The following is a 14,821-nucleotide window of genomic DNA, read 5'->3' on the forward strand; positions in this document are numbered from 1 at the left end:
ATACTGGTTATGGAAGATTGGAACCAGCAGACAATTGAAAGTTTTCGTCGGGATTTACTGACTTGGTATGATCAAGAGGGGCGCCAGCACTTGCCTTGGCGGAAAAACCAAGATCCATATCGCGTGTTGGTTTCTGAATTAATGCTCCAGCAGACACGGGTGGATACGGTAATTACTTATTTTAACCGATTTATGGATGCTTTGCCAACGGTTTTAGATTTAGCTAAGGCACCAGAAGAACAGGTGTTAAAGCTCTGGGAGGGACTAGGTTATTATTCTCGGGCCCGCAACTTGCAAAAGGCGGCTCAGGTGGTGGCTTTTGAGTTAAAGGGTAAGTGGCCAGAATCTTATGATGACTTGCTGACTTTGCCTGGCGTTGGGCCATACACAGCTGCTGCGGTTGCTTCAATTGCCTTTGGGGAAGTCGTGCCAGCTATCGACGGTAACTTTTTCCGTGTCTTTTCAAGGCTGCTTAAGATCGATGATGACATTGCCAAACCAAAGACTCGCCGGGTCTTCTATGACGCAGTGGCACCGATCGTTGATCCAAAGCGCCCGGGTGACTTTAATCAAGCCATTATGGATCTTGGCACTTCCTATATGAAAACAAAGGATCCAGATACGCTGCATTCCCCGGTTTTGAAGTACAACGCCGCTTATCGAGATGGCGTTGAAGAAGAGTACCCGGTTAAGAGTAAAAAGAAAAAGCCGGTGTCACAGATGTACGAAGCCCTCGTGGTTTATAATGAAAATGGCGATCTCTTGTACGAGCAGCGACCAGATAGTGGCCTTTTGGCCGGTTTTTGGACGCTACCTTTGCGTCCAATTGATTCGGTTGAGCAGTTGGATGGTGAGCAGCTGACCATCAAGCCAGTTAGCCATATTTTTTCGCATCGTAAATGGTCGATCTGGCCGGTTTCGGTGGAAACCCCAGACGAATTGGCAAAAAACCAGCGCTTCTTTACCGAGGAGGAGCAGCAAGCATTGGCTTTGCCCAAAGTACAACACAAGATTTTACAAGCACTAAAGGAGCTCTAATGTTTCCAAACGAACGACTAAAGCAACTATTTTTCTGGACGATTGAATTGCTGGCCATCGCCACACTACTGTTCATCGTCTTTCGCTTTGATTTCCTGATGAAGCCGATCGCGGTTTTTGTCGGGACGGTCTTTATCCCGCTTTTGGTTTCTGGCTTTCTCTACTACTGTCTGAAGCCTCTGCAGAAGTTAATTGAAAAAATCCGCTTTGGCAAATGGCAGATGCCACGATCGGCTGCCGTCATTTTGACTTTCACGCTTTTTATGGTTGTCATCATTTCGGCTTTGATGATTTTTGTCCCATTGATTTTAAATGAAATATCAAACCTGATCACTTCTTTACCAAATGTCGTGAACCACGTTCAAGACTATGTGAAAGATGTGATCGAAGAACCTTGGTTCAAGAAGTTGAATCTATCAGTGTCTGACGACGATGTGAAAAACGCCGTCTCCCAATACGCTTCATCCTTTGTTCGTGTGACGGCTGGAACGTTAACTGGCTTTGTTGGTGCGGCGACCTCCTTTACAATCGGGGCACTGACGATTCCGATCATTCTCTTTTATATGCTAGCGGATTCGAACCGCTTCCTGCCTGCTATTCAAAAGTTCTTCCCTAAAAACCGGGCTGAAGATGTTCAAGTCTTGGGTCAAGAACTTGATCATACGATTGAGCGCTACATTTCGGGACAAGCCATCCAGATGCTCTTTGTGGGCTTTGCGATGTCAATTGGTTTTGGCTTGATTGGCTTACCCTACATTTGGCTGCTTGGTTTCATTGCTGGTGTGGCGAATATCGTGCCTTACGTTGGGCCTTTCATTGGCGTTTTTCCGGCCGCTTTGGTCGCGGTGTCGGTTGATTGGAAAATGCTGATTGGGATTGCCATTTTAATGGCCATTGTTCAGCAGATTAACGGTTCGATCATTTATCCAGCACTGATCGGTAAATCCTTACGGATTCACCCCTTGACGGTGATGCTTCTTTTGTTGGCAGCCGGCAATCTTTGGGGGATGATCGGAATGATTGTTGTAGTGCCGTTTTATGCGATTATCCGAACCATTACGTTATACATTGTTAAGTTGCGCCGTGCCCAACAGCATGAAGCGACAGTTACTGAACTAACCAAGTCGTTGGAAGATGATTCCTTACTTTAAAATTGGCGATGCCATCGATCAAAGCAGCGGTGAATGCCGTTGCTTTTTTTACGGCAAAATACCTTGACTGGACTGGTGAAATCCAGTATCATTTAGTAGTTGCTTATGACATGCGGATGTGGCGGAATTGGCAGACGCGCTAGATTTAGGTTCTAGTGGATTTATCCGTGCAGGTTCGATTCCTGTCATCCGTATTCGAAAAAATTGTTCATTTTTTCGTTGCGTGTTACCTTGTCATTTGCTACAATAATTGAGTACCAATTTTGCCGACTTAGCTCAGTTGATAGAGCACCTCACTAGTAATGAGGGGGTCAACGGTTTGAGTCCGTTAGTCGGCATTTTTATATGTTTTCAACAATATCTTAAAAGCCCGGTGTTATCGCAATTAAGCTGATAGCACCGGGCTTTTTCGTTGTTTATGGCTTCTGTGTTTTTCGGTATTTTTAGGTATTATTCTGTGCTTTTCTGAAACAGTTAGACGCTTTTTAGACGTTTTTAGTCCTAAAAAATAGACGCTATAATTTGTTTATTTTTTTCTTCACTTTCCTTTTGTGCATTCAGGAGGTGAGTATAACTTTTATCGTAGTTGATATATTCTTGTGCCCTCACAGCAGCTCTTCCACCCGCTCCTGCAAGGCGTTTGGAATGCCGCCGAAGATGTTTTGCATGGGCCTTTCATCAAGGGGCAGTAGCGTGTCAAAAATCTCAAGTAGGTTTTGTAGCTGGTCCTTAAAGATTTGTCGTTCACTTTGCTTTAAAAAAACGCCGATGACAAGAAGTAGGCCAAAGAAGTCACGCTGTCCATACCCGTCATTTTGAAATTCTTTTTTTGACAGGACAGACTCGGAGTAGAAGACGTGAAGGCGGTGGTAGTGCAATGGGATCCTGCTTTTGATCTGTCCAATCATTCGTCCGTGGGCCAGTCCGTTTCGAAAGGCAACGAGGTAGGACATGGCATCTTTGAAAAATTCCAGTCGACTTGCTTCATCCTCAAAGGGCAAGTCGAAGTGGGTGACCGTTCGACGTTTGATGGTTGGCTCACTCATCATGTACCAATTTAAACAGTGGCCAAAACTGATTTGATTGATTAAAATCCAAGGCGTAACGGGCTGTTCATCTTGTAAATAGGGGATGGTTTTCAAAAGGGCCTTGCTCTTTTTGGCAACGCCGTCTAGCATGCGTAAGTTATTCGTACGATTCACACCGCGGGAGCGATAATGTGATGCTTGGAGGTAGTCTTTTGGATCATGGCCCAATTGTCGGCTGATTTCGTGTTGGAAAACGGATTTGACGTTTCGTTCAATTGAGATAATGGCCTGTAATAATTCGGACGCTAAACGATTTTCGAGCATTTGAATGACGCCAAGTGTTTCGATGCTGATGCCATCGATGAATTGTTCGGGATGATCTTCTTTGGCTAGAGCCGGCAAATAACCGTTAATTAGCGCGTGAAAAGAGTATTTCTGAATGGTATTCAAAGCAGTGGTTTCGGATTCGATGTGTAGATTGTGCGCTTTAAGCAGTTCGATCTGCTCTGGCCAATCTAGAAACGCTGTCATGTTTTCCATAGATTCACCTTATCGGTCAAGTACCGTACCTTTATTAGCACTAGTTTACCACGAAAACGAACAGATGTTCGCCTTATTTTGTGACATCTTCTGCAACATTTCTCTTTGTTAGACTAAAGAAATCGCCGGCATTAGAATCGCTCAACACCGCATTCTAATGCTACTCGTTGCTTTCTTATTTACCCTTTTAGAGACCAATATGTTAACTTGGCAACGGTTTTGCAATATCGGCCGAAATTCAGTGCTAAAACGCGCCATAGCAGGCGGTCCTGATGTAACAAAGCGACTTTCTGTTGCAAGAAATATTCTGGACAAATTTACTCAATCTGTCCGACATGACTTGATATGCTTCGGCAATCTTCATCTTGTTAATCTGAATAGGTTAACTCAGTTATGGAGAAAAATCATGAAGAAAAAATCAATCTTAATAAGTAGTCTTGCTGCTGTTGTGATTGCCGCTGGATCAGGGCTTGGCTATCAACAGTTCACTAGCGCACAGCAAAAGCCGGTTGAATCGAAAAAACTATCAACGAAGGCCACGAGCAATACGGGCGCCATTCAGCAAACGGCCGAACAAAATCCTGAAGATAAAAACAAGGATCAGAATCAAAACAATCAAGATACTCAAACAGAAGCACAGGATCAAGGACAAAGCGAAAGTGCTGCTTCAAATGATAATGGTTCAGATGCACAAAGTGCGTCAACGACAACAACGGCTACTACGACAGCGGCCCCTGCGCAGACGACCACTCAGACGACCACTCGTACAGACGGTTTCAACTTTGCCGGCAAGCACTTTGATGTAACGCCATTTACGAACACAACCGGTGGCAACACGCCACGCTGGACCCCTTATATCTTCCAGTGGTCTGCTTTGCCTAATTATTATTTGGCTGAAGCAGCTTCGAGCGCTGGCTATGCTGTTCGTCAGTTGAGTTATGGATCTGAAGCGGTCATTAATGGCCAAACTTACCACGTTACAGAAATTCGTACGGGTATGAAGCGGACTGATTCGATGGGAACGGTGCAAGCCTTGTCTAACAGCCATGCGTTGGGTATACAAACGTGTGATGACGCGAGCGGAACCTACGTGTCGACTTACTGGTTCGACTAATTCTTTTAATCTTTCAATGCTAAATGAAAAGACCAAGGCGAGCGCCTTGGTTTTTTTGTGGATAAATTCAAGTAAGTCCGTATAATAAATTGGGAAAGACAAACAGGAGGGCAAGACAATGAGACTTTGGCACTACCGATTAATTAAAACCCTGTCAAGACAACACCTTCTCGGCCAATGGCGGGAATGTCTGGCCATTACGGGCGCCATTAAAAAGCATGGCGCGGTCAATCATGCAACGGTAAATCGGCTAAACGACTACCCGAGAGAAGACCTTGAGGTTTATATCCAACTTGTCAAAGAAGAGATGGGACGTCGCGGTTATAAGACCTCCGAGAAATCCCACCAGAAGTTGATCGATGACATTGGCTATGACTGGACGCAACCGGCTGCTTATCGGACAAACGAGGAAGGGGATGTCTTGTTATCAGACGGATGTGAGCTCTTTTCTGGCTTTCATGACAAGCGTTATTTACTGCAAAACCTTTATATGATGCAAGAAAAAGCAGATACTGACCAGATTGAAGCTGAAACCTGGCAGAAGATGGTCGACTCCTTGCTTGTAAAATATCCGACATTAAAACAATTACTTTAATCATACAAAAAAGCCTTCATTAACTAAATGAAGGCTTTTTTTCGAAATCGATAATTTAGCGATTATATAGACCGTTAATGAACGTGAGTGTTTCGGTATCAGCGTACGTGCTGTAGGCTTTGACGACGGCAATGATGAAGTCAACTAAATGCCAGATGCCAAGTGTAAGCCAATTAAAAAGCAATTTCAAAACGCCGATGGCAATCTGTCCGCGCATAAACCGGTCGACACCAAGGCCGCCTAAAGCAAAGGCACCAACCCAAACGAAGACGTGTTTATTAATGTTATTTTCTTTAACAGAGGGGTGTTCACCACCGTAGTTTGCATTGATCATGATCTTCTCGCCCAGTTTTAACATGAAGTGATTTCTGAACGAAATGGCTCGGCCATTTGTTGCAGATTTGTTACTTTTCTATTATACAGAGGAATAAAGAAATTGCCAAGAGCCGGGGATTGAAAGGGGCTTTTATTCTTAACATAAATTATAATTTAGAAAAAACAGCTGAAATAATTGTTATGAAAAAATTTTATGGTGGCAGGGCTAGATTATGAATTTGGTGAGATTTTTAGAAAAGATGTTAAAAAATAGTGAAGACCTAAATATATAAAAAAACAGACAATTTGTCTGTTTTTAAGGTTGTGTTTACTTAGAGTATTGACCGTTAATAAAGGTCAGGTCTTCAGTACCACTGTAAGTGCTATAAGCTTTAACCATCGCAATAACCCAGTCGACAAATGCCCAAATACCGAGCGTCATCCAGCCGAAGAAAAGTTTAACTAATCCGAGGATGACTTGTCCACGCATGAAACGGTCAACGCCAAACCCTCCAAAAAAGAAGGCACCGAGCCATACAAAGAGATGCTTGTTAATCTTAGTAACTTTTGGTTGAGCTTGCAATTCGCTATCCATTATCGTTCTCCTCACAGCTTTTTTTGTGGATCAGTTTTGCACATTAAATGAAAATTAATCACAAATTGATTCTACAATTATATGGCATTTAAGTAAACAATATAAGACGAATGAATCAAAAAAATATAAAAAATAGCTTTTCTATGCCATGAAAAGCTACTTTCTATTTATTTATGCTTCTTTTTCATCTTTCACCAGAACAGACTTCTTACCAATGAAGAAGAGTCCGAGGCCAACGATAATGTAGCTGGCCAAGACCAGCAAAGGCATGGCAATGGCGTGACCATCGAAGAAGGTCAGGTTACGCAAGAGCGTGCCCGTTGCACCTGGGGGCAGAAGCTGTCCGAAGAAGCCCCAACCGGCAGGTAACATTTCTGGTGCAGAACCAAGTCCGGAAAGCGGGTTTCCGAGCAAGATCAGCGTGATGGCAGCAATGATCAAACCACCGTTTCCAAGCATTTCGAGTAGGCCAAGAACAAAGAAGGCTGTGGCAGCAATACCGAGCATGGCACCAAGTGAAGTGATGAAGTAGTTGCCATCGAAGGTTCCAAGGCCGAATTGGATAACGGCTGTCAGACCCAAACCACCGGTGATGGCAAAGGCGATGGCTGCAAAGAATTTCTGTCTTTTACCCTTCACCACATTGGCAATGGCGACCGAACCAATCCAGCCACCAAGGGCAATTGGCAAGGCACCAGCAACAAGGCCGGCTCCCTTGCTATCCCTTGATGGGAAAGAGCGGAGTTCTTGGACCCTCAGTGACTTGCCATCGATGGCCTGGAGCTTAGCGTCCAAAGTCTTTAACATGGTCACGTCCGTGGTCTGGGCTTGCATGCCTTGGATCTGTTCCTTAGCAGCAACCTTTTGCTGATCGACAACCTTTTGACCGATTGTCTCCAGTGCCTGTGCAACAGCAGTTGAAGCGGCAGTTGCCTTGTATAAGGTCATGTCGCCAGAAGCAGACATTTCAAAGGCACCGTAGATCTTGCGATCTGAAACTGCGTCCTTCATGGCCACTTCCGTCTCGTATTGCTTGACGTCAAAGCCCCTTTGGTCAAGTGGCTTGGCCATCTTTTGGTACATATCATCGTTTTTCGTAACGATACCGATTGGCACGTTGTGAATGCCGGAGTTCACGGCTGGTGTAGCAAAGGCCGTCATCATGATCGACAGGACAGCGGTCAAGCCAATCGCCAACGTCAAAATGAACTTTGGAGTGGATGCTTTCATAATCTTTCCTCGCTTTTTTAAGTTGATTTAATTATAGAAAGCGCGAGCAAATAAAAAAACCAACAAATGTTGGTTAAAAGTTGGATAAGTCTGGAAAAAAGCCTTTAAATAGAGGGCTTCTAATGCACAAATCCAGGATTAGTTATCATTTTGAATGAAGAGTTGGCTGGCGATGCTTGGCATCGTTTTACTCAAAATGGTCGTAAAGTCCGCATCGGATTCTTGGAAGCCATTTCGTACCCAGGTCGTTAAGAGCGAAGCAACAGTATTTGTTAACAAAACCATCGCATATTCTTTTGGTATGGTGAGTTCCTGATCAGCAATCACATCAGAAAACATGGCCCTGCTTCGTGTTTGGAGGTGTTGCTCAAAGGAATGGCCGGCTTTATCAGAAAGCAAAAGGACAACCATGTCACGCTGTTCTGAAATCTTTTGGACAATGCCAACTGATCGTTTTTGAAATTGCGTTGTTAAATTTTCGTCAGAATGCCAGTCAATTTCGGGAAGGTCGACAATTAGCAGGTCGAGCAACTCGGTTTCAATTTTATCCATCAAATCGAATTTATCGAGGTAATGAGCATAGAAAGTCGATCGGTTAATCCCTGCTTGATCGATAATCATTTTAACGGAGATTTTATCGAAACCTTTGGTCGTTAAAAGGTCAATAAAAGCACTTTTGAGAGCGTGTTCGGTCTTTTCAAAGCGCATATCTTTTTTCTTAGGCATGATCTTCTCCAAAAATCGTCCCGTTACAACAGCATCAGTAAGCGTTCACAGTTTCTAAGCTTTCTCGTCAGCTTTGACGGGGACTTTCACGCTTTTACGGAAGTCTTTTGCAAAAAGGCCCATCATGTAAGAATCGTGATACTCGCCTTCTGCATAAAAGTGCTGCTTTAAGCAGCCTTCTGTTTGGAAACCGATTTTTTGGTAAATATGGACTGCCGCAGCGTTATCCACGTCGACATAGAGGTAGATTTTGTGTAGGTTTAACACGTTAAAGCCGTACTCAATACCGGCTTGCATGCCGGCTTGAGCCAAACCGTGTCCCTGAAATTTGGAATCGATGATGATTTGAATTTCGGCGTGCCGGTGAATTGTATTGATCTCCATGAGCTCAACTACTCCGGCAAAGTCCCCGTTTTTTTCGATGACAAAACGACGCTCGGTTTGGTCTAAAACGTGCCGATCATAAAGCAAAGAGAGTTCGTCAAAGGAGTTATAGGGTTCTTCGAACCAAAGCGCCATCACCGATCGGGAGTTCTTTTGCCGATAGATGTGGGGCAAGTCCTTCTTTTCTAATGGCCGAATATTCATGGGGTCCTCTTTCTAATTTTCTAATAGCTTACCACATTTTGATTGTAAAAAAGGCAAAGAAAAAAGCGGAACCCAAGGATTCCGCTTCTATGAATTGCCCCTGCTGGATTCGAACCAGCGCATAACGGCACCAGAAGCCGTCGCCTTACCGCTTGGCCAAGGGGCAATTACTTGATATATATTAGCTAATTTTTGGAGAAAATGCAAGGCCTTTACCGGAAAAAAGTCGTCTGACTTTTCAAATTGTGTCTATGGTTTTGCCCGCCGGTTGAAAAGGGCGTTTTTTTAGCAAAAAGAAATTTGAAATCTTAGACTAGACCAATTATAATAAATAAAGAAATTAGCTGGGGATAACTCCCAACAAAAACCGAACTTATCCGATAGAGGAGGTTTTTACCATGGCTATACCACGGTATATCGAAATTCATAACGAAATTCGTCAACGCATTGCAGCGGGCGAATGGAAAACGAACAAACGACTGCCAGCGGAACGTGAGCTGGCAGCTTCTTTCAATGTGTCACGGATGACGTTGCGGCAGGCGATCCAGACACTTGTTGATGAAGGAATTTTGGAACGACGAGTGGGGTCTGGCACTTTTGTGGCTGAAAAGAAGGTGTCCGAACGTGCTTTAGGTGTCACGTCCTTTACGGAACTAATGAAAAAATCAGGCCGGCAAGCCCAGTCCGTTACGGTCTCTTACAAAGTCACGACCCCGTCGGTTTCTGAAATGGATCATTTGCATTTAAAGGCTGAAGATGAGGTGCTTGTGATGGAGCGTTTGCGTTTAGGGGATGCCGAACCAATTTTGCTCGAGCAGACGACTTTGCCGGTCAGCCTTGTCAACAACTTTACCCGTTCAGAACTGACGGAATCGCTTTACAAAACGTTGATTGATGCGGGTATTCAGCCGGGACGGGCTAATCAAACCATCACAGCCTCACTGGCTACCGAACGACAGGCCGCTTTGCTTGAAATCAAGCGAGGGGATCCTATTTTGTCTGTCCGGCAGGTCTCTTATGATCAAGAAGACCACCCATTTGAATACGTACGTTCCTATTACGTGGGGGATCGTTTCGAATTTAAATTAACTCGATAAATGGTAGTTGAAAGTCCTTCGCTTGTGCGGAGGACTTTTTGACAAGAGAAAAAGAAGATGATATGCGTGAAAAAAGCAGACAACTGAATCTAGGTAAGCGATCAATGGGACGGGCAATGATCGTTTCCGATCAAGAATTATTGGGCAAGCACCTTTTGATTATTGGACAGACTGGGGCTGGTAAATCAACGACGAGCAAGAAGATTTTGACTGCCTTGCAAAAACAAAACCAGACGAACATTGTCTTTGATCCGACCGGTGAATATCAAAGTGATTTACCCAACGGTATCCGGTATACAGTCGGAAAAAACGCCTTTTTGGATGTGACGAGTCTGTCTGCTGAAGAACTGCTCGTCTTACTTGACTTGGACTGGGATGAGCTCTTGAAGGACAAGCTTGGTGCAGCGATTCAGTCGCTAAAAATTCAGAGTCAAAAACCATGGACTCGTGGCCAGTTATTGCACAAAGTTAACAGGACTGTTCAAGAGCAACGAGCGGCCGAAGAAGCACTACCCAAAAGACCAATTGCCTATCCAATTGATCAACTAGCCGATCAGTTGGTCTTAGAGTTTGTGCTGCCCTATAAAGATGAGCGAAGCGACTACTTGCTTTTAGGACAAGAGCCAGACCATGAGGCCCTCCGTCATTACTGGCCATCAATCTTGGCTTTACGAGCCAAGTTAGAAGATGACAGCCTTAACCGAGTGTTTCAGCTACAAGCGCGGAATGCAGACTCAGTGACGCAATACGAGCTGGGTTTTGTGATGAAGACGTTTATGCGCTCGCCAAACGAGCATCGGTCGCTTGTATTGGACTTATCTCTTTTGCAGGCGTATCCAGTGATTCAAAGGCGGGTGTTGTCTGCTTTGTTTGATACGGCTTTGAAGATCCAATTAGCAACTGACCAAAAACGGCCAGTGACACTTTGTTTAGACGAAGCGCACCGCTATTTGCCGGATAATGAGCGTTTGTCTGATAACGGTCTTTTTCATGTGCTTCGGGAAGGGCGAAAGAGTCAGTTACGGTTACTCATGACCACCCAGGCACTTGCCGATCTGCCATTGGGGATGCAGGGACAATTCGGATCCGTGTTGCTTCATCGCAATCAAGAAGGTTCGGTCTTTACAGCTCTTTCTTTGAAGAAGAAGTGGCAGCGGCGGTTGCCTAATTTTGCTGTTGGGCAGGTACTGTTGTTGACGCCAACGAGGCAGACGGCCTTTTTGGTTACAAAATAAAAACTGACAGAAAAGGACCTGTTGATTCAACAGGTCCTTTTTCGAGTGCCTTTAGTGAGTTTTGTTAAGTCATTTAAAAAATAAAAAAGGCAGCCCATTCAGCAGCCTTTTTTAGAAGTTTATTCGTATGTCACTAAACGGCTCATCGCCATTGTAAGAATTGCAGGGAAAAGGATGGCGAAGTTGGCCATCGACGGAATGAGTAGGGAAATGATGAGGGCGCCTAAAAAGAAGGAAAAGATCACCGTCAGCAAGTCTAAGGCCCGTTCGGCCATTTCCTTATCTTTCATGATAAGGGCTTCATAACTCGCCTGGCAAAGGGTTCGTAAGTTACCTGTCATCAAAAGGGGCATGAAAGCATTTCCTTTCAAGACACGGAATTCTTGTAAGGCCGCGGCAGCAGCAATTGACAGGATGGCGGTACCGAAAACATTGGGAACGGATTTTCCGATAAAAGCCGAAAGGGTCAAAAGCATCGTCATATACAACAAAATGTATTGCCGTTCTCGATCGTGTGGCATGTTTTTGATCGTGCGAAAGTGCTGCATGATTTTAACGACGAGGGTGCCTAAGACAAAAGCTAAAATGGAAAAGGCGTATTGGCCGGCATGGCCCCAGTCAAATAGACTGACATGGATACCGAGCAAGACAATGTTTCCCGTCTGTAGACCAGCAAAAACTTGGCCGTGCATATGGTAAGAGTAGGCGTCAATCGATCCGGCTGTCATGGTTAACAGGCTGGCGAAGAGCACGCGTTCATGGGATGGAAATTCTTTTTTTGTCACTTTTCTTGGACCTCCGACAAAGAAATATTTTACAACAAAAAAGCTGCTAATGTCTAAGAAAAATGATTGGCGTGACCGACTTTTGAAAGTAAAAATGAGAAAAAAGTTCTGCATGATTGTCATGCAGAACTTTTTGTTTGAATTTCTTATTTATGGTTATACCTTTTGGCCAACCAATCGCCAGTCACTTGCACAATCAAGACCATGATCAAAACCAAGACGGTTGCGACCAAAGTCGTGTCATTAGCAAAACGGTTGTATCCGTAGGCAACGGCCATGTTACCAAGGCCGCCGGCACCGATGGCACCGGCCACGGCAGTCAAACCAATCAAGGAAATCAAGGTCACCGTTGACACGCGGATGATTTCCGAGCGGCCTTCCTTGATATAAACGCCAAAGACGATTTGGCTAAAGGAAGCACCAACGGCCTGTGCAGCTTCAACAATCCCACCATCGACTTCTGAAAGCGCCACTTGAATCTGGCGGGCATAGAAGGGGAAGACACCGAGGGACAAGGGAACCAAAGCGGCGTTGATACCAATTTGGGTTCCGACCAGGGCCTTGGTGAAGGGGGCGATGAAGGCCAGCAAAATGATGAATGGCACGGCACGGAAGATGGAAACAATCTTATCCAAGATCCAGAAGATGGTCTTGTTTGGCGTGATCCCGCGTGGACCAGTCACGACCAAGCCAATTCCGAAAATCAAGCCGAGCAGACCACCAAAGACGGCGGCCCAAAACGTCATGAAGAGCGTTTGGAAGATGGCCGTTCCCCAGCCAGTGTCACCGCCCCAGCCTTGGTAGACGACGTTTGGAAATGTTTGTGAAAACCATGTACTCATGCTTGTTCTCCCTTCAAGATGTTAACGGAAACGGATTGGGCAGCTAAGAAGTCGAGGGCCGCGTCCATGTTGGTCGTGTCACCAGACAAGATAACAAGGAGGGAGCCGACTTCGGTGTCCTGGAGGACTTCGACGTTTCCGTAGAGAATATTGGCAACGATGCCAAAGTTTTGGTAAAGACTGGTAATTAGTGGTTCGTTTGTTGCGTTACCAGAATAAGTCAGTTGGGCAAAAATCTGGCCGTCGGTCAGGTCTTCAACCGCTTCGCTTTGACTGATGGCTTCGATTGCCTGGTCCTGGTTAGTGGCCGTGGCAATGAATTCCTTGGTCAGTTCAGCCTGTGGCTTGGTAAAGATATCCAAAGTTGACCCTTTTTCCAAGACGCGGCCGTTTTGCATCACAGCGACTTTGTTGGCAATCGACTTGACCGCTTCCATTTCGTGGGTGATTAACAAAACCGTCAGGTTGTATTCCTGGTTCAGCTTCTTGAGCAGGGCCAAGATTTGACGGGTCGTCTTTGGATCAAGGGCCGATGTTGCTTCATCTGAAATCAGGATTTCGGGATCGTTTGCAAGGGCACGGGCAATGGCCACACGCTGCTTTTGACCACCGGAAAGCTGAGAGGGGTACTGCTTGGCACGGTCGGAGAGGTCGACCAGGTCCAAGAGGCCTTCGACTTTTTTCTTCTTGTCTGCTTCCTTATCCTTGCTGTTTTCAAGGGCAAAGAGCACGTTTTCTTCAACCGTTCGTTCGTTTAGCAGGTTGAAGTGCTGGAAAATCATGCCGATCTTGCGGCGCTTTTCCTTTAATTCGTTTCCCTTAATCTGGGTTTTTGCTTGACCATCGACCTTTGAGAAGAAGGTCTCGCCGTTGATGATGACCGAACCTTTTGTTGGTTCCTGTAAGAGGTTGACCGTACGGACCAAAGTGGACTTACCGGCACCGGAGTAGCCGACGATTCCGTAGATGTCGCCCTTTTGGACGTCAATGGACACGTCTTTTACGGCATGGATGGTCTTACCCTTTGGAGTAAAGGTCACATCGATGTTTTGTAGTGAAATAATGGGGGCTGTCATAGAGGCCTTCCTTTCGTTTCTGTTTAGTTGAAGTTCTTGTCCCAGGCGGGTTGTTCGGCATCGCCGTACTGTTTTTGAATGACCTGCTTGACTTCCTTTGTTTGGAAGGACTTGACCACTTCTTTGTAAAGCTTGTTTTGCTTATCTGAAGAACGGGCAGCAATCACGTTGATCCAGAGCTTGGCATCCTTGTTCAGTGGTTCAGTAAAGATGCTGTCCTTTAGCGAAAGACCGGCGGCCGTGGCGTAGTTGCCGTTGACAACAACACCCTTGGCATCGCCTAAGGTCCGGGCCGTTTGGTCGGCCGAGATTTCCTTAATCTTCAGGTTCTTTGGATTCTTCGTAATGTCCTTGGTTGTTTTGAGGTTGGATCCAGAAGAGAGTTCAATCAATCCGGCGTTTTTCAACACGTAGAGGGCGCGACTTTCGTTGGAGGCATCGTTTGGCACCACGATGGTATCGCCATCTTGGAAATCCGAGATACTCTTGTAAGATTGCGAATAGAGATGGATAGGGGCGATAAAGGTCTGGCCAATGGCGGTCAAATTCGTCTTGTTCTTACTATTATATGCATCCAAGAAGGCGTAGTGTTGAAAGGCGTTCAAGTCGACATCGCCGTTATCCAAAGCTTTGTTGGGCTGGGAGTAATCGGTGAAGCGCTTGAATTTCAGCGTAATGCCGTACTTCGTTTTAGCTGTCTTTGACACTTGATTCCAGACGGCGTCATCTTGTTTATTAGCCGCCATGATCCCGATCGTGACGGTTTTTTGTGATTGTTGATTTGGTTTTACAAAGGAGAAGTAACCGAGGATGAGGATGATGACTAAGAGGATGCTGTTAATGAGTTTGCTTTTGTTGGACATGGT

General features: G+C 45.2%; 16 protein-coding genes and 3 tRNA genes. 8 read left to right on the forward strand and 11 right to left on the reverse strand.

The window, feature by feature from the left end; translation table 11 throughout:
• Positions 1–9: 9 nt before the first annotated feature.
• From mutY to G6R27_RS04760, 4 genes are all read left to right on the forward strand, one after another.
• The gene (gene mutY, locus G6R27_RS04745) at positions 10–1,038 is read left to right on the forward strand and encodes an A/G-specific adenine glycosylase (RefSeq protein WP_213819924.1); all 1,029 of its coding nucleotides are present in this window, start codon (positions 10–12) and stop codon (positions 1,036–1,038) included.
• On the forward strand, positions 1,038–2,189 hold the full coding sequence (locus G6R27_RS04750; protein ID WP_213819925.1) for an AI-2E family transporter: 1,152 nt from the start codon (positions 1,038–1,040) through the stop codon (positions 2,187–2,189). The genes mutY and G6R27_RS04750 overlap by 1 nt, the downstream gene beginning before the upstream one ends.
• A 112-nt stretch (positions 2,190–2,301) precedes the next feature.
• Positions 2,302–2,383: transfer RNA gene (locus tag G6R27_RS04755), tRNA-Leu, on the forward strand.
• Between the two features lie 71 nt (positions 2,384–2,454).
• Positions 2,455–2,527: transfer RNA gene (locus tag G6R27_RS04760), tRNA-Thr, on the forward strand.
• 267 nt (positions 2,528–2,794) lie between these two features.
• On the opposite strand, the gene G6R27_RS04765 is transcribed toward G6R27_RS04760, so the two are convergent.
• The gene (locus G6R27_RS04765) at positions 2,795–3,748 is read right to left on the reverse strand and encodes an Abi family protein (RefSeq protein ID WP_213819926.1); all 954 of its coding nucleotides are present in this window, start codon (positions 3,746–3,748) and stop codon (positions 2,795–2,797) included.
• 415 nt (positions 3,749–4,163) lie between these two features.
• Between G6R27_RS04765 and G6R27_RS04770 the strand changes: the two genes are divergently transcribed.
• Together G6R27_RS04770 and G6R27_RS04775 are read left to right on the forward strand one after the other, a co-directional pair.
• Positions 4,164–4,871, forward strand: a complete 708-nt coding sequence (locus tag G6R27_RS04770) for a hypothetical protein (protein WP_213819927.1) — start codon at positions 4,164–4,166, stop codon at positions 4,869–4,871.
• 118 nt (positions 4,872–4,989) lie between these two features.
• Positions 4,990–5,466 carry a pyrimidine dimer DNA glycosylase/endonuclease V gene (locus G6R27_RS04775; RefSeq protein ID WP_213819928.1) on the forward strand — a complete coding sequence of 159 codons (477 nt, stop codon included), beginning with the start codon at positions 4,990–4,992 and terminating at the stop codon, positions 5,464–5,466.
• 55 nt (positions 5,467–5,521) lie between these two features.
• Here G6R27_RS04775 and G6R27_RS04780 read toward each other — a convergent pair whose 3' ends face one another.
• The 6 genes from G6R27_RS04780 to G6R27_RS04805 all read right to left on the reverse strand — a co-directional run bounded on the left by G6R27_RS04780 (position 5,522) and on the right by G6R27_RS04805 (position 9,086).
• Positions 5,522–5,824, reverse strand: a complete 303-nt coding sequence (locus G6R27_RS04780) for a TM2 domain-containing protein (protein WP_230791174.1) — start codon at positions 5,822–5,824, stop codon at positions 5,522–5,524.
• Positions 5,825–6,109: 285 nt separating this feature from the next.
• Positions 6,110–6,376: an NINE protein gene (locus G6R27_RS04785; protein WP_213819929.1), complete on the reverse strand. Its 267-nt coding sequence runs from the start codon at positions 6,374–6,376 to the stop codon at positions 6,110–6,112.
• Between the two features lie 171 nt (positions 6,377–6,547).
• Positions 6,548–7,606 (reverse strand): ABC transporter permease, encoded by a 1,059-nt coding sequence (locus G6R27_RS04790; RefSeq protein WP_230791171.1) that lies wholly within the window; start codon positions 7,604–7,606, stop codon positions 6,548–6,550.
• A 138-nt stretch (positions 7,607–7,744) separates the two neighbouring features.
• On the reverse strand, positions 7,745–8,332 hold the full coding sequence (locus G6R27_RS04795) for a TetR/AcrR family transcriptional regulator (RefSeq protein WP_213819930.1): 588 nt from the start codon (positions 8,330–8,332) through the stop codon (positions 7,745–7,747).
• 54 nt (positions 8,333–8,386) lie between these two features.
• Positions 8,387–8,920: a GNAT family N-acetyltransferase gene (locus tag G6R27_RS04800; protein ID WP_213819931.1), complete on the reverse strand. Its 534-nt coding sequence runs from the start codon at positions 8,918–8,920 to the stop codon at positions 8,387–8,389.
• 94 nt (positions 8,921–9,014) lie between these two features.
• Positions 9,015–9,086: transfer RNA gene (locus G6R27_RS04805), tRNA-Gln, on the reverse strand.
• Between the two features lie 232 nt (positions 9,087–9,318).
• On the opposite strand from G6R27_RS04805, the gene G6R27_RS04810 reads away from it, so the two are divergent.
• Together G6R27_RS04810 and G6R27_RS04815 are read left to right on the forward strand one after the other, a co-directional pair.
• On the forward strand, positions 9,319–10,017 hold the full coding sequence (locus G6R27_RS04810) for a GntR family transcriptional regulator (RefSeq protein WP_213819932.1): 699 nt from the start codon (positions 9,319–9,321) through the stop codon (positions 10,015–10,017).
• A gap of 38 nt (positions 10,018–10,055) precedes the next feature.
• Positions 10,056–11,252 (forward strand): ATP-binding protein, encoded by a 1,197-nt coding sequence (locus G6R27_RS04815; protein WP_213819933.1) that lies wholly within the window; start codon positions 10,056–10,058, stop codon positions 11,250–11,252.
• Between the two features lie 119 nt (positions 11,253–11,371).
• Here the strand turns inward: G6R27_RS04815 and G6R27_RS04820 are convergent, their stop codons facing one another.
• The 4 genes from G6R27_RS04820 to G6R27_RS04835 all read right to left on the reverse strand — a co-directional run bounded on the left by G6R27_RS04820 (position 11,372) and on the right by G6R27_RS04835 (position 14,818).
• Positions 11,372–12,037 (reverse strand): YoaK family protein, encoded by a 666-nt coding sequence (locus G6R27_RS04820; RefSeq protein WP_213819934.1) that lies wholly within the window; start codon positions 12,035–12,037, stop codon positions 11,372–11,374.
• Between the two features lie 146 nt (positions 12,038–12,183).
• The gene (locus G6R27_RS04825; RefSeq protein WP_213819935.1) at positions 12,184–12,879 is read right to left on the reverse strand and encodes a methionine ABC transporter permease; all 696 of its coding nucleotides are present in this window, start codon (positions 12,877–12,879) and stop codon (positions 12,184–12,186) included.
• Positions 12,876–13,955 (reverse strand): methionine ABC transporter ATP-binding protein, encoded by a 1,080-nt coding sequence (locus G6R27_RS04830; RefSeq protein WP_213819936.1) that lies wholly within the window; start codon positions 13,953–13,955, stop codon positions 12,876–12,878. The genes G6R27_RS04825 and G6R27_RS04830 overlap by 4 nt, the downstream gene beginning before the upstream one ends.
• 23 nt (positions 13,956–13,978) lie before the next feature.
• Positions 13,979–14,818 (reverse strand): MetQ/NlpA family ABC transporter substrate-binding protein, encoded by an 840-nt coding sequence (locus tag G6R27_RS04835; RefSeq protein WP_213819937.1) that lies wholly within the window; start codon positions 14,816–14,818, stop codon positions 13,979–13,981.
• Between the last annotated feature and the right edge of the window lie 3 nt (positions 14,819–14,821).

Source organism: Fructobacillus papyriferae, from assembly GCF_018437225.1.
GTDB lineage: Bacteria > Bacillota > Bacilli > Lactobacillales > Lactobacillaceae > Fructobacillus > Fructobacillus papyriferae.